General features: G+C 65.4%; 20 protein-coding genes. 10 read left to right on the top strand and 10 right to left on the bottom strand.

Annotated features, from left to right (window positions below; all coding sequences use genetic code 11):
- Positions 1-95: 95 nt before the first annotated feature.
- Positions 96-2,393: an endonuclease/exonuclease/phosphatase family protein gene (locus JOE31_RS17940; RefSeq protein ID WP_209746918.1), complete on the bottom strand. Its 2,298-nt coding sequence runs from the start codon at positions 2,391-2,393 to the stop codon at positions 96-98.
- Entirely contained in the window at positions 2,387-3,385 is a 999-nt protein-coding gene (locus JOE31_RS17935) for an NHL repeat-containing protein (protein WP_209746916.1), read from the bottom strand. The genes JOE31_RS17940 and JOE31_RS17935 overlap by 7 nt, the downstream gene beginning before the upstream one ends.
- Here JOE31_RS17935 and JOE31_RS17930 point away from each other — a divergent pair.
- A complete protein-coding gene (locus tag JOE31_RS17930) occupies positions 3,377-4,048 on the top strand; it encodes a hypothetical protein (RefSeq protein WP_209746914.1) in 672 nt (223 codons plus the stop codon). The genes JOE31_RS17935 and JOE31_RS17930 overlap by 9 nt on opposite strands.
- A gap of 59 nt (positions 4,049-4,107) precedes the next feature.
- On the opposite strand, the gene JOE31_RS17925 is transcribed toward JOE31_RS17930, so the two are convergent.
- Positions 4,108-4,986 carry a potassium channel family protein gene (locus tag JOE31_RS17925; RefSeq protein ID WP_209746912.1) on the bottom strand — a complete coding sequence of 293 codons (879 nt, stop codon included), beginning with the start codon at positions 4,984-4,986 and terminating at the stop codon, positions 4,108-4,110.
- Positions 4,987-5,206: 220 nt separating this feature from the next.
- On the opposite strand from JOE31_RS17925, the gene JOE31_RS17920 reads away from it, so the two are divergent.
- From JOE31_RS17920 to JOE31_RS17905, 4 genes are all read left to right on the top strand, one after another.
- Positions 5,207-6,598 (top strand): OFA family MFS transporter, encoded by a 1,392-nt coding sequence (locus JOE31_RS17920; protein WP_209746911.1) that lies wholly within the window; start codon positions 5,207-5,209, stop codon positions 6,596-6,598.
- A gap of 1 nt (position 6,599) precedes the next feature.
- On the top strand, positions 6,600-6,740 hold the full coding sequence (locus tag JOE31_RS17915; RefSeq protein WP_209746909.1) for a hypothetical protein: 141 nt from the start codon (positions 6,600-6,602) through the stop codon (positions 6,738-6,740).
- Positions 6,741-6,808: 68 nt separating this feature from the next.
- Positions 6,809-7,174 (top strand): hypothetical protein, encoded by a 366-nt coding sequence (locus JOE31_RS17910; protein ID WP_209746907.1) that lies wholly within the window; start codon positions 6,809-6,811, stop codon positions 7,172-7,174.
- 35 nt (positions 7,175-7,209) lie between these two features.
- A complete protein-coding gene (locus JOE31_RS17905) occupies positions 7,210-7,470 on the top strand; it encodes a hypothetical protein (RefSeq protein WP_209746905.1) in 261 nt (86 codons plus the stop codon).
- A 74-nt stretch (positions 7,471-7,544) separates the two neighbouring features.
- Here the strand turns inward: JOE31_RS17905 and JOE31_RS17900 are convergent, their stop codons facing one another.
- Complete coding sequence (locus JOE31_RS17900) at positions 7,545-8,216, bottom strand: hypothetical protein (RefSeq protein ID WP_209746903.1); 672 nt, start codon at positions 8,214-8,216, stop codon at positions 7,545-7,547.
- A gap of 130 nt (positions 8,217-8,346) precedes the next feature.
- Entirely contained in the window at positions 8,347-8,967 is a 621-nt protein-coding gene (locus JOE31_RS17895) for a DUF998 domain-containing protein (RefSeq protein WP_245199246.1), read from the bottom strand.
- Positions 8,968-9,489: 522 nt separating this feature from the next.
- On the opposite strand from JOE31_RS17895, the gene JOE31_RS17890 reads away from it, so the two are divergent.
- Positions 9,490-10,656 (top strand): class I SAM-dependent methyltransferase, encoded by a 1,167-nt coding sequence (locus tag JOE31_RS17890; RefSeq protein WP_307864445.1) that lies wholly within the window; start codon positions 9,490-9,492, stop codon positions 10,654-10,656.
- A 36-nt stretch (positions 10,657-10,692) separates the two neighbouring features.
- Here the strand turns inward: JOE31_RS17890 and JOE31_RS17885 are convergent, their stop codons facing one another.
- Positions 10,693-11,637 (bottom strand): lipid kinase, encoded by a 945-nt coding sequence (locus JOE31_RS17885; RefSeq protein ID WP_209746901.1) that lies wholly within the window; start codon positions 11,635-11,637, stop codon positions 10,693-10,695.
- 248 nt (positions 11,638-11,885) lie between these two features.
- On the opposite strand from JOE31_RS17885, the gene JOE31_RS17880 reads away from it, so the two are divergent.
- Positions 11,886-12,341, top strand: a complete 456-nt coding sequence (locus JOE31_RS17880) for a universal stress protein (RefSeq protein ID WP_209746899.1) — start codon at positions 11,886-11,888, stop codon at positions 12,339-12,341.
- A gap of 368 nt (positions 12,342-12,709) precedes the next feature.
- Here JOE31_RS17880 and JOE31_RS17875 read toward each other — a convergent pair whose 3' ends face one another.
- Both JOE31_RS17875 and JOE31_RS17870 read right to left on the bottom strand, forming a co-directional pair.
- Entirely contained in the window at positions 12,710-14,368 is a 1,659-nt protein-coding gene (locus JOE31_RS17875; RefSeq protein ID WP_209746897.1) for a thiamine pyrophosphate-binding protein, read from the bottom strand.
- A gap of 120 nt (positions 14,369-14,488) precedes the next feature.
- Entirely contained in the window at positions 14,489-14,992 is a 504-nt protein-coding gene (locus tag JOE31_RS17870) for an Lrp/AsnC family transcriptional regulator (protein WP_209746895.1), read from the bottom strand.
- 93 nt (positions 14,993-15,085) lie between these two features.
- Here JOE31_RS17870 and hisC point away from each other — a divergent pair, with 93 nt between their 5' ends.
- Together hisC and JOE31_RS17860 are read left to right on the top strand one after the other, a co-directional pair.
- Positions 15,086-16,183, top strand: a complete 1,098-nt coding sequence (hisC, locus tag JOE31_RS17865) for a histidinol-phosphate transaminase (protein WP_209746893.1) — start codon at positions 15,086-15,088, stop codon at positions 16,181-16,183.
- 52 nt (positions 16,184-16,235) lie between these two features.
- Positions 16,236-17,648: an amino acid permease gene (locus tag JOE31_RS17860; RefSeq protein WP_209746891.1), complete on the top strand. Its 1,413-nt coding sequence runs from the start codon at positions 16,236-16,238 to the stop codon at positions 17,646-17,648.
- 320 nt (positions 17,649-17,968) lie between these two features.
- On the opposite strand, the gene JOE31_RS17855 is transcribed toward JOE31_RS17860, so the two are convergent.
- Both JOE31_RS17855 and JOE31_RS17850 read right to left on the bottom strand, forming a co-directional pair.
- Positions 17,969-19,231, bottom strand: a complete 1,263-nt coding sequence (locus JOE31_RS17855; RefSeq protein ID WP_209746889.1) for a hypothetical protein — start codon at positions 19,229-19,231, stop codon at positions 17,969-17,971.
- A 299-nt stretch (positions 19,232-19,530) separates the two neighbouring features.
- Complete coding sequence (locus JOE31_RS17850; protein ID WP_209746887.1) at positions 19,531-20,280, bottom strand: FadR/GntR family transcriptional regulator; 750 nt, start codon at positions 20,278-20,280, stop codon at positions 19,531-19,533.
- Between the two features lie 94 nt (positions 20,281-20,374).
- Here JOE31_RS17850 and JOE31_RS17845 point away from each other — a divergent pair, with 94 nt between their 5' ends.
- A complete protein-coding gene (locus JOE31_RS17845; RefSeq protein ID WP_209746885.1) occupies positions 20,375-21,253 on the top strand; it encodes a carbon-nitrogen hydrolase family protein in 879 nt (292 codons plus the stop codon).
- The last annotated feature ends 2 nt before the right edge of the window (positions 21,254-21,255 follow it).

Here is a 21,255-nt window from a genome sequence, read left to right as displayed (position 1 = left end):
GCATCGAGCTCTGCCATCTGCTGCCCTCCTGCGGGTGGTGGATTCTCCTGACTCGCACCATATATCGGCGAACCGGAATCGAGGGACCGCGCCGCTCAGTCGGTGGGAGGTTCCCGGGAGACAGTGACTTCGAGTTCGTAGTGGCCGTCATCGCTGTCGAAATCGATGGGATAGACACCTCGGATCGAGGGTCCGTCACGGGTGATGATCTGTTTGGCGGCGGTGACGGCTGCCGGCAGCATCGGGATCTGCACGGAGGCCCGGTCCGCAGCGGAGAAGTCATCAAGCTCCACCAGTTCGAACTTCGCGGCCGAGGTGTACGCGATGGTTGGCATTACGATGTCGCGGCGGGTGTCGTCGTCAAAGGCCAGATCGTCTGAATGTGGGATGTGGGCGGCGTTGACGCCGTTGACGTCGACGTTGATCTGGATGTCGTCAGACCCGGACTCCGATCCGAGGAACCCGTCGGTTTCGTCGAAGCAGACCAGCCGGGCATCCCCGCCGAGCGAACGGCCGCCGCGTTCGGTGCCGTTCGAATACAGGTAGCAGGCGTCAGTTTCGAGCAACACCGTGAATGACCTGGCATCGAACGGGCGCGGGTCCGGTTCCTCACGGCGCACCAGCACGTAAAGCCTGCCGTGGCGGCTATGGGTGAAAGTGACCACGAGGGGGTCCGGGCCATGGGAACGTTCCTCGATGACTTCGAAGCCGTTGCCGCCGTCATCCCGTAGGACCACCAGACCGAACAGTCCGCCCTGGATGTCCTTGAGGGTCACGGTTGACGTGTAGGTGTTCACGCCCGGATAGGTGCGGTCCAGCCGGGCGGTGAACCAGACGCTGTCGAAGTCGTCCACGTCCGTGTCGGGATTGTCGTAGGAGTGCGGTGCGCCCACCCGCGCTTCGCCGGGGCACGGCCAACTTCGCATCAGCGGGAGTGCGTCTTTCGGGCGGGTGCCGATGAAGCGGCGCGAGTACAGGGAATAGGCGGCGCTCGTGACATTGGGCCGCAGCCAAACCCTGATGAAGAACGGTGCTTCGGCCAGGGCGTAGCGGTAGACAGCAGGGCTCTCCGGCGTGGGCGGCGTGGTGTCGCGGACGAAGGGCTGATAGGGCTGGGACAGATCGGCTTTGGTGTAGACGGCGTGGAAAACCTGGGTGGAGCCATTGACCATCGCGAACCCGTAGCCTCCTGGATCGTCGATTCGGTACCAGTGCATTTCACCGGCGCGGAGGGTGGCGGTTGAGCGGTTCTCCGGGTGGTCGATGCTGAACGTCAGCTTCTCTGCGGTGTTGGCTGTATTGAACGGTCTCGCCTCGTGAAGGTCGATCGAGAGCGGCAGGTGGTCGCTGGTGTACTTCGTCGGGCTGGTGGGCGAGATCTGGGCGACTTCGTGTGCGATGCGGATGTGTTGTGCCACCATCCGCCCGGGATAGGGCTTGGGGCGCAATACATAATCGAGCCGTTGCGCGTGCGCCGTGATGCCGGGGTCGCAGCTGTCCGGCAACGGCGTGGTGCCGAGCAGCAGGCGGCCCGGGCACTGCTCGAACGTCCACGCGTCCTGCAGGACCTTCGTCAGCATGGTCGACGGCGTGCCCAGCAGCGCCGTCCACTCCGGCCGCAGGCCGTTGGAGTCGGGCATGCCCTGAACGTTGAAGTCGCCGCAGAACAGGATCTCCTTGCGGGCGCTGTTGCCCTCGAGGCGGTTGTCGAGTAGCGCCATCGCCGTGGTGAACTGGGATTTTCGGGTGGCTTTGTTCTTGCCGATGTCGTCGAGCGGGTCGGCCTGGGTGTGGGTGATCATCAGGTTGAACAGCGATTCGTCGGGTAGTTCGAGTTGTGCGTAAACGACTCCTTTGGCTGCGTTCTTGTCATTTCCGACGGCGTCCTCGTAGGGGACGAAGGCGACGTTGGGGATCGTTGTGCCGGCGGTAATCCCGGCGAGCTGGGCCAGCGCATCCGGAATGCGGATGCCTTTGAACGGGAATTTGCTGAACAGCATCAGGCCGCTGTCTTCCCACCGTGATGACAACAGCGAGGCTCCGCCGAGAAGGCCCAGCGCGATGCCCCACAGTGCTCCGCCGATTGCGATCGCGGACCCGGCTGTGACCAGGAGGGCGCCGACCCCGCGGTCGTCGGCGTCGGCTTTCAGGACGTAGTTGGGGTAAGCCGCGCCGAGACGGTGTTCGAGGATTTCGCGGCCGTCCTCGTCGAAGACTTCGTTGAAGCACAGCACATCCCACGGCTCGGTGGCGGCGAGGATTCGATCGGCTATGGCGTTCGCGCGTTTCTCGACGCTCGTCACTGGAGTCAGCGAGCCCTGTGCGCCCACCTCCATGCCCCAGGACCGCATCTGTACGTTGTAGGTGAGCACCCGCAGCCGTCGTGTCACCACACCACCATCCCCGTGGGTCGTTGGAAGTCGAGGTCAGCGAGGTGGACCTGCGTGGTGACTTGGCTGAGAGCGTCGTTGATCGTCACCAGGCGGCGGGCGGAGGCGTCGAGCACAACGATCTTCCCGTCGTGGATCTGCACCGCCGTAGGCGCAGTGAGCGTACCGGCCGGAGTTGCGGCAGTGAGGGCGCCGGTGGCGGCATCATGCCGGCTGATCCGCTTCGCGCCGATCGCGCCGACCATGATCGCCGAGTTGGCGTCGTCAGAGGTGAGAGCCGCCGGACCATCAACGGTGAGGGTGGACCAACCCACGCCTGACATGGACGCGATATGCGCCACGCGCGAGCACTGCCAGTCGGCGATCCATAACTCGTCCTTGTTATCCACTGCCAGTCCGGTGGGTTGGCGGAACTTGCCGATTGCCGGATCGGCCGGCGTGGGCGTCCCTCCGGTGCCGTAGGAGACCCATCCGGAGCCGTCAATGCCGTCAATGCGCACTACCCGCCGGTTGCCGGTGTCCGCGATGTAGATACGTGATTTGCTGTCCAGCGCTACGCTGGCTGGCTCGCTGAACTCGCCGTCACCTGAGCCGTGGGTACCGAAAGTGCGCCATCCGCTGCCGGACACGTCGTCGATCGATACCAACCGGTGGTTGCCGCTGTCGGCGATCAGAAACCCGGTGCCGGTCCGCACGACCGCGCGCGGGCTTCGGAACTCAAGGGTGCCCTGCCCCGGGGCGCCGAGCCAATTCGGCGCCGAAGAGGCGAAGTCGTCCAGGTAGGCCAGCTGATGACGGCCGGCGTCGGTGATAAGCACCTCCGGCATGGCGAAAGCATACTGCTGGCGGGCGGAGGGATCAATGGCGTAGTTGCCGGGCCGGCGGCTCTGGCCCGGAAGGGCTCCGCCGCCGGCTTTCCATCGCGCCACGGCGAGGGTCGCGGCCGCAGCCTTGGGATGCTGCGGGGGCAGTGGGAGGATGAATCCGTGGATCAATTCTTTGACTTTCTTCGCGGCTACTGGTGGCTGGTCTTTCCCCTCGGCGGAATGGCCGGAGGGTGGGCAAGATCGTGGTCCAAGGCCAGCGAACGCCGGCACCGCCGCCGTATGGAGCTGTACAAGCTGAAGAACCAAGCGGTGCAGGCGGAACAAGCCAGCCAGGTTGAGGTGGCCGCACTTATGGCAGCGCACGACGCCGTGAACGGGCGATGGCTGGACTACGAGCTCGACGTTGGGAAACTCATCGACTTCCCGGCCATGACAGATGTGCGGGAGCCACTGACTGTCGCATTCCTCCGGGCGAAGAAAGAAGCGGACGGATTGCGGCCGGCTGCCCGGGGTGACATTGCGACGGCGGCCCGGCTGGCGGAGTACCGGTCAGCCGTTCACGGCTTTGAGCTGGCGTTTGACGTCGCAGAGCGTGAAGCCAAGCGGATCAAGGACCACAACTTCACTGAGCTGGAACGCCAGCGCCTGGCGACGGCCAGGAAGCTGCTCCGCATCGCCTCCGACAACGCCGCAACACCTGCCGAGCGGCAAACAGCGTACAAGCGCGCCCGTCGGGAACTGGACGGCCTCATCTCCCTCCCTGACGTTACGGTCGCGGCGCTGGAGGCGAAGATTGCCGGCGAATTGAACGCCCCACAAGGCCGGGAGTGACCGGTGCGGACCAAGGCGCCGGGGGCTCGACCTTAACTGGGATGCTACTTGGGGCCCGGCTACTCCGGCCGCCGGTGTCGGTGGTGCAGCTCGTAGCTGTCGAATACATCGGCGGACGTGGCTCCTGCGTGGCCGAATTTGCCGCGAAGGACGTCCGCGAGTCCATCCAGTGCCGCGTGGAGCATCCGCCCGGCGAACTGGAGTTCAGGGCTCTCGCTGCGCTGGGCCTGGGATGCCAGCTCCTGGGCGTACGCCACCGTTGCGGGCAAGGAGCCGCGCTGTTCGATTTCACGGAAGTAGTAGGTTTCATGGAACGCGAGCAGGTCTATGCTCACCGATGCCACGTTTGCGGCAATTGACTCCAACAGCCCGGCAGCGTGCCTGGGGTCCAGCGCCAGGACACCTGCCGGGCCTGCAGCCTCCCCGAACAGGGTCAGCTGATGGGCAAGGGCCCGGCGGCGGTTCAGGGCCGGGAACGTCTGCAGGATCCAGGTGACCGTTGCCGTCAGCAACCCGAAGCCGGTGACGGCCTGGAGGGCAACAACCAGCCTGAGCACCGGATGTGCTGCCACGATATCGCCGAACCCCACCGTGGAAAGGGTGACCAGGGAGATGTAGAGGGCTTCGGCAAAGTCGGCCCGCAGCGGAACCCCGGCTCCGTAAATAAAACCGTCCGTCAGGTGGGGCAGATAGAGCAGGGCCCAGCCGATGGCGGCCAGGCCTGCCCAGGCGCCAATGACGGCGGCCATCGCCAGGGGTGCTGCGATGAAGGAGCCCCGGCCCCGCAGTTTCCTGGACACCAGCCAGAATTCGCGCATGATCGCCCGGCCCAGGGGACCGGACCCGTGCGGGTACAGGAGTGTACGGAAGACGTCGACGAGCATCAGCAGAACCAGCCCGGCGCCCAAAACCGTCCAGAGCGTGTCCTCGAAGTCCATGCCTCATCTTAGAGGCGGTGCTTCCGCCGCGCTCCTGCAGCCAGGAGCGTTTTTTCAACCTGCCGGACCGTTCGTCGTAAAGTCCCTACCGCTTGGCGCGCCAATAGTACGTTTGCTGATGATCTGGGCCCATGATTGCTGGAGGCAACGGGCCGTGTGGGGGTCTTTAGCCTCTGGATCGATCTGACATTGACGTCTTCGACACGCAAGGGAAGCAAACATGGGTTGGCTTGACCGTGACCGCACCATCGCTCCGCCGGGATTCAACCGCTGGCTGGTACCGCCCGCGGCGCTCGCCGTCCACCTCTGCATCGGCCAGGCCTATGCCACCAGCGTCTACAAGACGGCGCTGGTCAAGCATTTCGGGGCCAGCCTGACGGAGATCGGCGTGATCTTCTCCATCGCCATCGTGATGCTGGGCCTCTCCGCCGCGGTCATGGGCACGTGGGTGGACAGGAACGGCCCCCGCAAGGCGATGTTCACCTCGGCCATGTTCTGGGCCAGCGGATTCCTGATCGGCTCGCTGGGCATCTTCACCCACCAGCTGTGGCTCGTGTACGTCGGTTACGGCGTAGTGGGCGGGATCGGCCTGGGCATCGGCTACATCTCGCCCGTGTCCACCCTGATCAAGTGGTTCCCGGACCGGCCGGGCCTGGCCACCGGCATGGCCATCATGGGCTTCGGCGGCGGCGCGCTGATCGCCAGCCCCGTCTCCACCGCGCTGCTCAAGCTGTACGATCCCAACTCCGGCGCCAAGGGCTGGGTGGCCAGCGGCGATTCGGTCGGCAAGCTCTTCCTGACCCTCGCCGTCGTCTATCTCGCGTACATGCTCTTCGGCGCCTTCACCATCCGGGTCCCGGCCGAAGGCTGGCGCCCGGCGGGATTCGACCCCGCCAAGGTGAAGGCCGCCAAGCTGGTCACCACCGAGAACGTCTCGGCCAGGAACGCGATCAAGACCCCGCAGTTCTGGCTGGTGTGGGTGGCGCTGTTCTGCAACGTCACCGCGGGCATCGGCATCCTGGAACAGGCAGCGCCCATGATCCAGGACTTCTTCCGAAAGTCCGACGGCGTGTCCCTGGTCAGTGCCGGCGTCGCCGCCGGCTTTGTGGGGCTGCTTTCGATCGGCAACATGGCCGGGCGCTTCGCCTGGTCCGCCACCTCGGATGTCACCGGCCGCAAGCGCATCTACATGATGTACCTGGGCGTGGGGGCGGTGCTGTACACGGTGCTGGCGCTGGCGGGCTCCAGCACCACCGTCCTGTATGTGGCGCTGGCGTTTTTCATCATTTCGTTCTACGGCGGCGGTTTCGCCACAGCGCCGGCCTACCTCCGGGACCTCTTCGGGACCTTCCAGGTGGGCGCCATCCACGGCCGGCTGCTGACCGCGTGGTCCGCCGCCGGGGTGGCCGGGCCGCTGATTGTCAACGCGTTCCTGGATGCGCAGGGCAAGCCCGGACAGCTGAACGCGGCGTCCTACCAGCCGGCACTGCTCACCATGGTGGGGCTGCTGGTGGTCGGCTTCGCCGCCAACCTGCTGGTCAAACCGGTGGACGCACGGTTCCACGAACTCCGCCCCGACCGCCGTCGGCCCGAACCTGCCTTGGAGGCCTGAGATGAACACCCAAAACACCGGCGCACAGGCGCCCGTCAAAGCGGCCACCGGCATGCTCGTCCTGGCGTGGGCCTTGGTGGGGATACCGCTGCTCTACGGAGTCTTTGTCACGCTGACCGGCGTCGCGGCGCTGTTCGGGTGAGGGGATAGGCCGGAACGACGTTAAGGGGGAACGTTGTGGGCAGTGGATCACGGCCGAATGGAAGGGGCTTGCCGCGCTGGGCCGGAACCGCCGTCGTCGTTTATTTATCGGTGACGTTCGCCGTTGTGGTGGCTGCGCTGGTTAGCCGAGGCTTCGCAATGGACCTGGATGCCGGGTTCAAGGAGGGCCTGCTGCTCGCCCTGGTGGTTCTGACAATGCCCGTTTCGTTTGCGTATTTCGTCGTCGGGACTTTTGGCTCCGGGGGTGGATTGGGCCTGACTACGGTTCTCTACTATCTCGGATACCTCCTCCTTGCGGTGGTCAACGCGGGGGTCTTCCGCTGGATTGTCCTCAGCGTCCGCAGGCGTGCACTGGTTCGGGCCGGCACGCCCGGTCCCTCGCCTCAGTACCCGAAGGCGAATTGCGCGGGATAACCCCGGACGTCGCAAAGCTTTGGTGGGCGGTTCCTTTGGCAGTTCTGCTGAGCCTGCCACAGTGGATGGTGGCGAGTTTTGCGTGGTGCGGCGTCAGCGGTTGCAGCGGCGGAGGTTTCGGGGTGGCCACCGGGTCCGAGTGGATCGCGGTCATCCTGAGTATCGTCAACGGCGTCATCCTGGCAGCGGCTGTGTTCGCAGTGCGCTGGCTGTATCCCACAGGGATGCGTGCCCTGATTGCCCTGGCGGCCGGGACGCTGTTCGGACTGCTGGGTGCTGCGGTCACCCACGGGTAGCCGGCGGGGCTTGGCTGAATCCTTGCGACGACGGCGGCATCCGGTTGGGGGGAGCTGACGTTGCTCCGCCCACGCTACGTTTGACCCGCGGCCAGGACTTCCTTGATCCGGGTCAGGTAGGGCCTCATTTGGGTTTCCCACCATTGGTCGGGGTCCTCTGCAAGCACTTCGTTTGCAGGGAGTTCAATGACGGTTCCAAGAGTGAGAGTGCATCCGGTTGAGGTCGGTTCAAGGCGGTAGGTCGAGCGACTATTCATATCGTCCGGCGATACGGGCCTCGTTGTTGCCCACCACGGGCTCTCTTCACCGATGACCTCGATGATGGAAACCGAACCGTTGCGGCGGATGAAGCATTGCTGTTCCCCGACGCCAACAGGTGTCCCCGGCACGGTGAAGGCCCTTTGTACGTCAGTGAGCAACACGGCGCTCTCGGCCGGCCGGATCAGCGACCAAACAGTGTGGGTGTCGTGTTCGTAGGATTCCGAGATGTGCGCGCTGTAGGTCTTGGTGGGTCCGGCCGCGGCAGCGGTCTCCGCGTTCGGGGCGGAATGCACCGTCCGCTTGTATCGGCGGGTGACCACGGCGGAAGCGATGAGGAGTGTCGCCGAGACGGCGGCGAGGGTCAACATGATGCCGAGCCCTACCGCCGGCTTGCCGTTGCGGCTGATCACTGAGGCAAGCACAACGATGGCCAGGTAGCCGCCAGCGTAGATGATGCTGTGGAGGACCTTGATGAGCGTGATCACTTGGTCATTATGAACTGCGTCCGCCTTTGGCCGTGAGAGGCCCGCTACTGCGCCGCGGGGTCCGGCACCGAACCCGCCGGAGCTGCCATGACTGCCGGCAGCCGCCTCCACAGCGCCACCGTGAGGACCGCTACCCAGAGCAAGAACGCCCCAATGCTGATTCTTTCGCCGATGCCCAGCACGAGGTTGGGCCCGGGGCGGCCATGAACGCCACCATGCCCATCACCGCGGAAGCCGCGAGCGAGACGATCGAATACGCCCGCATCCGGCCGTGGAACCCCGCAGCCACGAAACACATTGCCGCGACCATGAGTGCAAGCTGAACGTTGGTGACGAGGATATGCATGGGAACGGAAGCATCGTCCCCCAGCGTCAGCGGGTAGATGGCGCCCATGATGTTCCACAGCCCGTACCCGGTGAGCAGGCCGCCGCTGATGCGCAGGGCGCGGTTGCCGCGCACGGAGTTCCAGACGCCCACCCCGAACGCGGTGAACAGCACCGTATAGAGCCACGTGAACGGCAGCAGGACGTCCCGGCCGGGGGAGCCGACGGCGAAGAGTTCGCTCACCATCTGTTCGGTGCGTCGGTACCCGTCCCACATGGACGCCGCCACGCCATCTGTGGCAACCACGTAGAGCAGCGAAGACAGCGCTCCTGCGGCGAGCAGGGCCTTGCGGGTCACATCATGGCGCTGAGTTCCGTGCGTCGCGGCCCGCCTGCGCAACGGGAGCCGGCGCTTGTCGATTGACATGTCCGGATGTCCTCAGAGCTCGCGGTCTGGCAAAGGCTCGGTGCGGGGCCCGCGGGCGTTCGTCCCAGCGCCTATCTGTTTTAAGCTTTCGTCCGCTTGCCGCAGGTTGATAGGGCCGAACGGCCTTGGCCTGGGCCCGTCGGGACGGTGTCTATGCTTGACGGCACGGCGTTCTCTAGGGCATGGAGGACGGGGCGGGAGGGCTTGTCTTTCAGCAGGACTGAAGCCAGTGCGTAACGCAGTGCTGCCCCACCCCGGGTCATTCCTGTAGCCATGGCGTCAGTATGGCATTGCGTACGACGACGGCACGTCACCTCCCGCTGACGGCACACCTGTATCCTGACTATGTAGGTTGAAGTGCCCCAGCGGCGATCAACCAAGCTCAGTTCGCGGCCGGATGACGGTCCGGAATCTTGGGCCGTGGCCTTGGACGTCGTGGAATCACCGCCGCAATCGTCAGTCGCCGATCGGCTCCTCTGACGCCTGGAACGGACCTTTATCACCACCGACACGCCAGCTCCCGTGGGAATCCCGACGTCGGTCCTTAACCACTCGCGCGCAGCTGCGGTGGATGCTCCCGCCATCGTGACCTGGGCCGAGGCCGGTGAAAGCATGACCGCGCGATGGCGTTCAGCGAACGGCAGGCCGGCGCCGACGCGCGTCCAAGTGGTCTCCGACTCCCTCACGGCCAATGATGCGAACCGGATGGCGTCACAGGGGATCGCGATGCTCTGGCACGGTGACTTCCACAATGCACGGCAGATCCTCAACGCCATGGACCGGCGGATGGGCGCCGAAAAGAGAGAGACCGCAGCAACTCCGGCCGAAAAGTTCTATCGGCACCGCCAGTCCGCCTCGCACCGTGCACGCATTCTCGGGCTCCTGCTGATTCCGCTTGATCCGGGTCCGGTGGTGCCGCTGCGCCGCGCACCGGATATCCGGGAGGCCGCCGCTGAAGCGTACGGCGAAATCGGCGAATCCTCCGTTGTGTCCCTGCATGAGCTTGTCGGGGCCATTGGCGCGCACGAGTGGCGACGTAAAGGCGTCCACGTCGATGCCCTGCAGGGCCGCATCCACCCGCACTACGGCACGTTCTTCCCCACCCGGAGTGAGTATGTGGACCTCGTCGCCGCCGCTGCGCTGCCCTCTGACACGCTGGCGTTCGACGTCGGCACCGGCACCGGGGTGCTCGCTGCCGTCCTCGCGAGCCGTGGCGTCCACCGCGTGGTGGCTACGGACAATGAACCGCGTGCCATCGCCTGCGCCGCTGAGAATTTCCGGAACCTCGGTGTCCAGGACCGTGCCGAGGCCGTCCTGGCCGACATGTTCCCGCCCGGGCGGGCACCGCTCATCGTGTGCAACCCGCCTTGGATTCCGGCCACGCCGCATTCCAGCCTGGACAGTGCCGTCTACGACCCCGGCAGCAGAATGCTGTTCCGCTTCCTGAACGAACTCTCCGACCATCTTGAGCCGGGCGGGGAGGGCTGGCTGGTCCTCTCCGACCTGGCCGAGCACCTTGGCCTGCGGTCGCGTGAGGGTCTGCTGGCCGCCATCGAGGCGGCCGGGCTGAAGGTGATGGAACGGCTGGACACCAAGCCAACGCATCCGAAGGCATCGGACCGGGACGATCCTCTGTTCGAGGCGCGCACGGCCGAGGTTACGTCCCTGTGGCGGCTTGTTACCAGATAGTCACAACCTTCCGCCGTCGGGGAATCACGACGGCGGTCAGTCCGCGGCGCCCGGTCCGTCAAGCAACGCGCTGGTGCTGCTCTGGGGCACCACCACGTGGACGGCGTTGCGCTGGACAGTGAAGTCGGCAGGCGTGACCGTCGCGATCTCGCCGTCGAGGTTTACCGGCAGCGGCGGCTCCGTGACCAGTCGTACATGCCGGCTGGTCAGGTGGTACACCTTGTCGTGTTTGATGAAGCTGCCGTCCTTGAGCAGCCGTGCAATACTCACGTGCTCCCGGAGCGGGCCGGCCAGGATGGCGTAGACGTCGAGGATGTGGTCATCGATTCCTGCCGTGGGAGAGACCGTGTTGCCGCCGCCGTAATACCGGCCATTGCCGACGGCGACCTGAAGCAGGTTGTCGAGCTCCATCGGCTCGTGGTCCCCCTCGGGGAACTCGAGGCGGGCCCGGAACGGCTTGTGCCGGGCATAAGCCCGAAGCGTGGCGACGCTGTAGGCCAATGGCCCGATGTACCGCTTCAGGCGGGGGCTCAGAGCCTCCGTCACAGCCACGGACAGGCCCACGGACGCAACGTTGAGGAACGGCTCACCATTGGCCCGGCCGAGGTCGATGTCCACCACTTTTCCTTCTGCGATGGTGGCGCACGCCTCGGCCAGGTTGTTCGGTATCTCCAGCGTGCGGGCGAAGTCGTTGGCGGTGCCCAGCGGAAGAACGCCGAGCGCAACGTTGGTGCCGGCAACCCGGCCGGCGGCGTAGCTCACGGTCCCGTCTCCGCCACCTACAACGATCAGGTCGTGCCCGTCCGCAAGCACCCGATCAAGCGTCGCGGCCAGCTCGCCCCCGGACTGGACCCGGTGCACGGCGGAGATCGGCACGCCTGCCTTGCGCATCGTGTCCACGGCAATCTCCTGTGCAACCCCTCGGCGTGATCCGGCGTTGATGACGACGGCGGCAGAGCGGGCGTCCCGGGCAGCTTTCATGTGGGCCATGGTAGGCGGCGGACCTGTGGGTTTCCTATGGCGTCGGCGTACGACGGCGACGCCGGGGACCTTGGACTCTACCCCCGACGCCGGCACGGGCGTCCGATGGAACCATGACAGCTGGAACCGAACCCCGCACGCAGTCTGGTCCGTCCCAGGGTCAGGCGAGCGTGCCCGGATTGCTGTGTAGCCCTCACAGGTCAGGCTCGGCGCGGCACGGTTCGGCGAGGCAGTGAAAGGAAAGACAGATGGCCAGTACCGGTTCATTCTTGATTGTTGTCGGTTTTGACGGTTCCGAATATTCCCAGGCTGCACTGGACTGGGCCATGGATGAGGCGCGGCAGCGCAATGGCCACCTCCGCCTGGTCACAGCCTGGCATAAGCCGCCGATGGCGTGGTATCCAACTGTCCTGGAAACGGCGGCAGGTGAGATTGCGGCCGAAGACTCTCCGGAGCAAGTCGCACGGACCCGCCAGGGTGAGGCGCTGAAGTCTGCCGCAGACGGAGGCGTGACCGCGGCTGGAGAGCTAGTTGACACGCCTTCACCTGCTTCGGCAATTCTGGAGGCTGCCAAAGACGCGGACCTTATTGTCGTCGGATCCCGGGGTCATGGGGGATTTCCGGGCTTGCACCTGGGCTCGGTCTCCACCCAGGTTGTCACCCATGCTCAGTGTCCCGTCCTGGTGGTTCACCGCAAGGCGTGACTCCGCTGGAGCTTGCTGCTCCGGGAGGGCGTCCGATGGAACTCATAAACCGGCACCGTTTGGAACGCCCGAATCCCCGGGAGAATTGGCTCTTGCGCCACCGGAAAACTAGGCGTAACACTGTTAATACGTTCTTCGAAAGAAGGACGGGAACGAACAACAGGGAACCCTGGAACACACTGTGGATCTGATCCACGTGGTCTGCCGATGACGAGGCAGGAAGAATCAGGATTCCCGCTAGTTCGGGAGATGATGTTCGTCATAACGGAATCAAAACAGTCGAAGCCCCTTCAGCATTGCTGGTGGGGCTTCCCCTATTTTGCGTTCGACGGCGGCGCGGTCGCGTCGCCGTGGCGGCTTCTTCCCCGCTAGCCCGCCACCGCCGCCTGCGCCTCCTGCTTGGCGTTCATCCACTCGCTCATCCACGGTGCCCGGACGCTCGACGTGATGCGGCAGTCGGCCACGAAGGTTCCCTTGGCGCCGGCGTCGATCCAGTCCTGAAGCGCGGAAAGGTCCGCCAGCGAGCGGATGACCGCCGACTCAGCCCCCAAAGCGCGGGCAACACCGCTGAAGTCCACTTCGGGGATCAGCATCGGCTTTTCGGTCAGGCCCTGGGAACCGTACTGGTGGATCTCCGCTCCGTAGGCGGCATCGTTGTAGATCACGACGACGGCGCTGCTGGCCGCGCCAATCAGCGATTCGAGGTCGGACAGGCCCATCAGGAAACCGCCGTCGCCGGAGGCCAGCACCAGGGTGCGGCCGTCCTCCACCGCGCGGGCTGCCCCGACGGCGCTGGCCAGGCCCAGCCCGATGGTCTGGAAGGCCGTGCCCACCATGACCAGGTCCTGCGGCCGCGGGATGTTCCAGTACATGGGGGCCCAGCCGAGGAAGTGCCCGCCGTCCTGGACCACGGTGCGGCGTTCCGGCAGCACGGCGTCCAACGCGACGGCAAGGGAACGAGGGTCCAGCCGGCCGTCCGCGGTCCCGTCGGAGCCGGGGTGGTGGGCCGGTCCTTCGGCCAGACGCTTCCGGGCTTCCGCCCGCCACGCTTCTGCTGAAGCCTCGCCGTCCAGCAGCTGGAGGATGCGGGCCGCCGCAGACTTCGCGTCGGCGCTGACGAACGTGTCCACCCGGGGGTGCGTCGGCTGCAGGGCGGTGTCGATCTGGATGACGGTGCTGTCCGGGCCGAGCAGGTGCCCGAACCGCATGGTGAAGGGGCTCAGGCTTGCCCCGGCCACCAGGACAACATCGGCCTCACCCATGAGCCCGGCCGCGGTGTCCGTGCCGAACCCGCCCGCGACGCCCAAGTACCCCTCGCCTTTGAGGAGGTTGAGCGCCAGGGCGGTTCCGGCGGTCAGTGCGCCGAGGCGGTCTGCGAGCTCGCTGAGCTCCGGGCCGGCTCCGGCGAGATGCGCGCCGCGGCCGGCGAGGATCAGCGGCCGCTTCGCCCCGGCGAGCAGGCGGGCTACCTGCCCAAGGCCGCCGTCGACGTCGTCAATCACCGCCGGTGCCAGCGGCGCCGGAAGCTCTTCATCTGCCGCCTCGAGTGCCGCGAGGTCGTAGGGAATGGCAATCACGACGGCGGTGCGCTTGGTGAGTGCGTACTCCACCGCTTGCCGGGTGATGGAGCCTGCGGCGTCGCGGGTGATGGTGAAGGTGGCCGCGCCGAGGCCCGCGGCGATGGCTGCCTGGTCCACGTCCTGGGGGCGGGCGCCGGTGCTCGGAGCGTCCCCGGTGACCAGCACCACGGGGATCTGTGCCTGGACCGCCTCGGCCAGGGCGGTGAGCGCGTTGGTGTAGCCGGGGCCGTAGGTGGTGGTGCCTGCTGCGAGGCGTCCCGACGCACGGTAGTAGGCGTCGGCCGCGGCGATGGCGGCGCCCTCGTGCCGGACGGGGGAGAAGCGGAGGCCCAGCTTCTCCGCGGCGTCCAGGAAGTAGACGTTTCCGTTGCCCATGACACCGAAGAGATCGGTGAGGTAGCTGCTGAGAACCTGCGCCACGCGGCCTGAGACGGTAAGAGTAGTCATGCAGGAATCTTGTGGGCTAAGTCACGGATCGGCAAGAGAGTGTGTTTTGGTTGGGATATTTGGCAGCCAAACGTGGCCCAGAGTGAAAATATGCACACTTGTGGTGCGCGTCACCTCAACTCACGAGGAAGGGTGGGATTCCTGCTCGGAGAGCCGGGCCAGGAGGCCGTCGTACCGCGGCGGCATGAGTTCCAGCACGGAGATGGCCGTGCTGGTGCGTTGGATTCCTTCGATTTCCAGGATCTCGTTGGTGATGCGGTAGAGATCGGCCGTACTGCGTGCCACCACCTTGGCCATGAGGTCCGCGTCCCCGGTGGTGGCGTGCACCTCGATGACTTCCGGGATCGCGGCGAGGCCGTCTTCCACTGCGCCTGTCCGGGTCTGGCTGATGGACAGCGAGAGGAATGCCATGAGGTCATAGCCCAGCGCGGCGGGATCCAGCCTCCGGCTGAAGGAGCGGAGGGCGCCGCTGCGCTCGAGCCGTGCCAGCCGGGCATGGACCGTGTTCCGTGCGACGCCGAGCGTGCGGGAGAGTGCAAGGGCGCTGGCTTCCGGATCCTTGTCGAGGGCCAGGATGATCCTGCCGTCGAGGGAATCCAGGGTGCGCGGGGTGGGGATGGTCATATTTTCACCACAGTCACTAGAAGTTGAGCAGAAGTCCCAATGGGTTGAGGGTATCTTGCATTGTGTGCCGGGTCACAACCATGATCGGTCCTCATGACCCGTGATCAACTCCTGACTGCCCCGGACACCGCGCTTCCCACCCTTCGCGGCGCTGTGGCCGGACTTCCGTCCTACGTCCCGGGCCGGCGCGGCGCCGGCGCAGACATCGCCGCCCTTGCAAGCAACGAAAGCCACTACGCTCCGCTGCCTGCTGCCGCGGCTGCGGTGGCCGAAGCGGCCGGCACCATGAACCGCTACCCGGACAGTGCCGCCGTCGAACTCCGCGAACGGCTCGCCGGGCACCTGGGCGTCACCGCCGGGGAGGTCGCGGTGGGGCCCGGCAGTGTGGGCGTCCTTCAGCAGATCATCACCGGACTGTGCGACGCCGGGGATGAAGTGATCTTTGCGTGGCGCTCCTTCGAGGCGTACCCCATCCTGGTTGAGCTGGCAGGCGCCCGGCCGGTCCGCATCCCGCTGGACGACGCTGAGGGCCACGACCTCGACGCCATGGCTGCGGCCGTCACCGACCGCACCAAGGTGATCCTGGTCTGCACCCCCAACAACCCCACCGGCGTGCCGATCAGCCACGGGCGCATCGAGGCCTTCCTGCAATCCGTCCGTTCCGACATCCTCGTGGTGATCGACGAGGCCTACGTGGAATATGCCGAAGCGAGCAGCGGCCCCGATTCCCTGGCGCTCTACCGGCAGTACCCGAACGTCTGCATCCTGCGCACCTTCTCGAAAGCCTACGGACTCGCCGGGCTGCGCGTGGGATACGCCGTGGCTGCGCCGGACATCGCCGAGGGTCTGCGCCGGAGCGCCCTTCCCTTCTCCGTGAGCGCGCTGGCCCAGAAGGCGGCCATCGCGTCGCTGGACGCGGGGGAGGAGATGGAAGCGCGGGTGGCCGCCGTGAGGGAAGAGCGCACACGGATGGCCGCGCAGCTGGTAGCGCAGGGCTGGAAACTGCAGCCGAGCCAGGGCAATTTCCTGTGGATCCGCGCGGATGACAGCCTCCGGGGGAGGCTGGTGGACGCGTTCGACCGCGCAGACATCCTGGTCCGGGCGTACCAGGGCGACGGCGTGCGGATCACCGTTGCCGATCCCGCCTCCAACGACCGCGTGCTCCGGCTCCTCGAAGCCCACGCCGCCTGACAACCGACTGACCTTTTAGCAACCCGTTCCACCTACAACCAGAGGAATCCCCATGGAACAACAGACAAAGACGTCTGCCCGCGCCCTCGGCGCGGCCCTTAAACCCCGCCAGCTCACCATGATGGGCCTGGGAAGCGCCATCGGCGCCGGCCTGTTCATCGGCTCCGGTGCGGGCATCCAGGCTGCCGGCCCGGCGGTGCTGATCTCCTACCTCGTGGCCGGCACGCTCATCATCCTGGTGATGTGGGCGCTCGGCGAGATGGCCGCCGCCAACCCGGACAGCGGCGCGTTCTCCGTCTACACCGCCAAGGCCTACGGGCCGGTGGCCGGTGCCACGGTGGGCTGGCTCTGGTGGCTGCAGCTGGTGGTGGTCATCGCGGCCGAGGCGCTCGGCGCGGCAGGCCTGCTGGCCACCATCTTCCCGGCCCTGCCGGTGTGGCTGATGGCCTTCGTGTTCATCGTGGTGCTCACCGCCGTGAACCTCACCAGTGTGAAAAACTTCGGCGAGTTCGAGTTCTGGTTTGCCCTGCTCAAGGTGGCAGCAATCGTCGGCTTCCTCCTGGTGGGCGCGGCCCTGCTCTTCGGCTGGCTGCCGGGCGTCCAGTCGCCGGGCCTGTCCAACTTCACGGGTGCCGGATTCGCGCCCAGCGGTTTCGCCGGGATTGCCACGGCCCTCTTCGTGGTTGCCTTCGCATTTGGCGGCACTGAGATTGTCTCCGTGGCGGCAGCTGAGACCGCCGAGCCTGCCCGCAGCGTGAAGAAAGCGGTTCGCACGGTGCTGTGGCGCATCCTGGTGTTCTACATCGGTGCGATCTTCGTGATCGCGGCCGTGGTTCCCGTGGGCTCGGCGGGGCTGAAGAGCCCGTTCGCCGCGGTGCTGGATGCGGCCGGCATGCCCGGTGCAGCGACGGCGATCACCCTGGTGGCCGTCGCGGCACTGCTGTCCGCGCTCAACGCTAACCTGTACGGGGCGTCCCGGATGGCGTTCTCCCTGGCCGAACGCGGTGAAGCTCCGCGCCTGCTTGCCTCCGTTTCGAAAGCGCGGGTCCCGGTGGTCGCAGTCCTGGCCAGCGTTGCCTTCGGCGTGGTCACGGTTGTGCTGGAGCTGGCTTTCCCCGAGAAGGTCCTTCCCGTCCTGCTGAACATCGTGGGTTCGACGTGCCTGCTGGTGTGGACGTCCGCGCTCCTGGCCCAGCTCGCGCTGCGCCTCCGCGCCGACCGCAACGGGACGGAGCTTCCCCTGCGGATGCCCGGCTTCCCGTGGCTCACGGTGTTTGGTCTGGTGATCCTCGCGGCGATCTTCACGGTGGGCTTCATCGGCGAGGATTCCCGGCCCCAGCTCCTGAGCACGTTCGCGCTCGTGGCGCTCCTGGCGGTGGGGTGCTGGGTGCATCACCGTTCCGGGAAGGTTGCGCCTCTTGTTGAGGCTTCGGAGCCCGCCAAGCAGCCGGTGCTCATCGACTGAGGCCGGCGTAGCGGACCACTTCGCGGATTCCGTGCATGTGGAGGGCGCGTCCGGCTTTGGCCGGACGCGCCCATTGTCATACATGCCGGTCGGCCAGGCTCGACGACAGGCGACGGGGCAGCCGCGCCAGCTGCGTTCTCCGTGAGTCGTGTTTTCCGGGTCGCCCCTCCGAGTTTCACTGCGAGCAGGCCAAAGCATTTCGGGTGGAAGGGTGCGGCGTGGAGATGCCCTGCCTTGGGAAGGAAAGGAAGACCATGGACGGTGCTGGCGCCCGAACCTACGAGGAGTGGCCCCACGGCGGCGGTGACACCACTAGGGCATCAGCCTTTCGACATGATTGCCCCAGCCACGCCCCCAAGAGCTGCTGCTATAGCGCCAGCGATAGTGGCCAACGCGATCGATTTGTTGTCTATGGCTCTGGACTTCTGTTCCACTGCTGACCGAATGAAGTCAAGGTTTAGGGACTGAATGACAACGTCATCGTCGGTCCTGTCGATGTCATAGAGGGCCAGGCGGCCTTGGGAATCGGCAGATCCTAGGAATCCAAGCCGGTGCTGCACCCAGTCTCGGCGTGTCGCCTCGATAGATGACATTGCTATCCATAGTTCGGCAATTGCTTTGCCCTCACGCTGGCGTGCTCCCTTACCTGTGAGCTTTGCAGGAATGTCCTTGACGTTATTCCAAAAACGAGCCGGTAGGTGCTTCGATCTGGCCAAAAGCCGGTCGTAGTCGATCTCAAGCAGGTCGGCGGCTATTGCTCGTGCAGTGGATTCCATGTCCAGTACACGTCGCCCAACGTTCTTATAGAGGGCAAACTGTTGTCCGACGTGGAACACGTTGGCTCCCAGGACCGCCAGAACGTCCTCAGGATCGTTTTGGCTGTGGAGGTGAACCTCCACCACCGGGAATCCCTTTTCCTGGAACGTTACATACCCATCTTCTCCGGGATATTGCTGGACTTTCATAACCCTGTGGGCGAACATGTTGGCGCAGCCCGGACTGCATGCCTGAACATGCAGCCGCATACCAGCCTTTTTGGCGGCCTCCTCAAGCATGTCTACAACTATGTGACCACCAGAGCGCGTTGGCATTTCAAACTCGGAGCGCTGCCACATAACGATCGCGGTGAATCCATCCCACGTCACCCAGTAGTCCTCGGTTGGAAGGTCGTCATAACCACTGAATAGTGGCTGGTTCTTCAACGGGACGTGGACCTTGAAGCTGATTGGGTGGGACATTTTCAGGGCAGGGTGTATGTCCTCTCCTAGGAGGAGACTCCTCACATCAGTTTGGTGGCGGGGCGGAAAAATGCGTCGGTAGTTGGTCCTTGCCGTTTCCAGGGGCTCACTGGAAACGTGAACCACCCGAGGGTCTGACTTCAGGGCCTCAATGATGGCCGTTCTTTCCTCTTCCGGTGTCCGGTCGTCATCCGCTGCTAGCAGGACGAGGCTTCCGAATCTGGCGAAGTAGTAACTTTCGGGGTCGGGATGTTCGCCAACGTCGGGTTCATTGACAGGGGAGCCGTCAACAACCACGCCTTCTATTGCTTCTTCAACAGTCTCCGATTGTCCTGAAACGCTCATGCTCTTGCCCCATCCCCTGACCGCCCTTCGGTCCTAGGACAATGCTAACGAAGACGCACCAGAGAGATTGACCAGCGGCCAGTGGCGGATCGATGACGCTTATGTGTTGCGTTTGGACGATATTAAGACTGCCGGGTACGTGCACCGTGCACTAATATCCGGGAGCAGAGACATCGGGCGGATGATCGCCTCAAGTAGAACGGCGCAGCCTTAAGTGCCTTCTGTAACCATGTTGATCCGGGCTCCCCAACGATTTCGATAGACACAGCTGCGCCGGTGGTGGCACGTCAGTCAGTAGCTTAGACCCCGCCCCGCGTCAGCCCCATAAACATCGTCCGGTGCAGCACGTCCACGTGTTTCCGCGAGACCTCAACGGCTTCCTCGACGTCGCCGGCGCGCAGCGCTGCCACCAGCGCCACGTGGTCGCAGTTCGATTTGTGCAGCAGCTCGATCGGGTAAGGAATGAAGTAGGCGTAGAGCTCCGCCAGCGTCTCGTGGTAAGCCGCGACGGCGGTCCCCAGCCCTGATGACGTGCCCACCAGCTGATGGAACTGATCGTCTGCCTGGTGATAGTCGGACCAGTCCGAGGACTCGGCCATCTCCCGGGTCAGCCGGTCGAGCTCATCCAGCTGCTCGGCCGTGGCGTTGAGCGTCGCGTAGTGCGTCACCGCGCATTCGAACAACAGTCTCCGGTCCACCAGCCGGTTCACAGCCTGCGACTCGGCCGGTGACGCTGAGAGCTCGGCCAGCACGCTCTGCGGCGGCTCCTCCGCCACGAACGTTCCGCCGGCCCGCCCCCGGCGGCGGACCACCACGCCCTGCTCCGCCAGGCTCGCCAGCGCGCGGCGGGCCGTGATCGGGCTGACCGACAGGCCCAGGGCCACATCCTCCTGGTCGGGCAGGCGCTCGCCGGGTTTCAGTAAACCCAGCGAAATCGCCATGCCGATCCGTAGCCGGACGGCATCGATGGCGCTGCGCCGGTCGATGCCGGCCAGTCTGCCGGCGCCGATGGGTGAGGAGTCGGCGGTGTCCTCCAACTGTCGGGTCATATCCGCTACTTTACGACCCAAACCTGCCCCTTCCCATAATTAGATCATTTTGATCTAATATAACTCAGATCACACCCCCAACGTGGAGACAATCATGCAACGCACTCTTCCCCTCATCGCAGCCCAGGCCCGGCCCCGGCTCATCGGTGAACCCGTCTCGGCGTTTGCCGACGAGGTCAAAGCCGCCCTCGCCGTCCAGCCGCACAGCAAGCTCATCGTCTTCCCCGAGCTGCACCTGTTCGCGGACACGGAGCCGGACCAGCAGCGCACCGAAATGCTCCAGGCCTCCGCCGAACCGTTGGACGGCCCAAGGGTCAAAGAGCTGAAACAACTCGCTAAAGACCTCAACATCTGGCTGGTCCCGGGCAGCGTGTGCGAGCGCGGTCCCGAAGGCCAGCTGTTCAACACCCAGCTGGTCCTGTCCCCGGAAGGAGAGCTCGCCGGCTACTACCGGAAGGTCTTCCCCTGGCGCCCGTTCGAGCCCTACGACCCCGGCGACCGGTTCACCACCGTGGATCTGGCCGGCATCGGCAGGGTGGGCCTGAACATCTGCTACGACGCGTGGTTCCCGGAGGTATCCCGCCAGCTCGCCTGGATGGGCGCCGAAGTCATCCTCAACGTCGTCAAAACCACGACGCCGGACCGCCGGCAGGAGTTGGTGCTCGCCAAGGCCAACGCCATCGTGAACCAGGTCTTCGTGGTCAGCGTCAACTGCGCCGGACCCACCGGCAAGGGCCTGAGCATCATCGTGGACCCCGAGGGCAACACCCTCGCCGAGGCCCCCGACGACGCACCGGTGCTGCTCACGGCGGAACTGGACCTTGCCGCCGTCGAGCGCGTCAGAACGCACGGCACCGAAAATCTCAACCGCCCCTGGTCCCAGTTCCGCGACGGCGAAGATGCCGTCGAACTGCCCGTGTACCAGGGCCGTATCAGCCCGGCCACCTGGGCTCCCCAGTCCTTCAACGCCTAAGG

The organism is Arthrobacter sp. PvP023, assembly GCF_017832975.1.
Classification (GTDB): Bacteria; Actinomycetota; Actinomycetes; order Actinomycetales; family Micrococcaceae; genus Arthrobacter.
The sequence above is the reverse complement of the archived record's forward strand: the minus strand, read 5'-3'. Positions and strand labels throughout refer to the sequence as shown.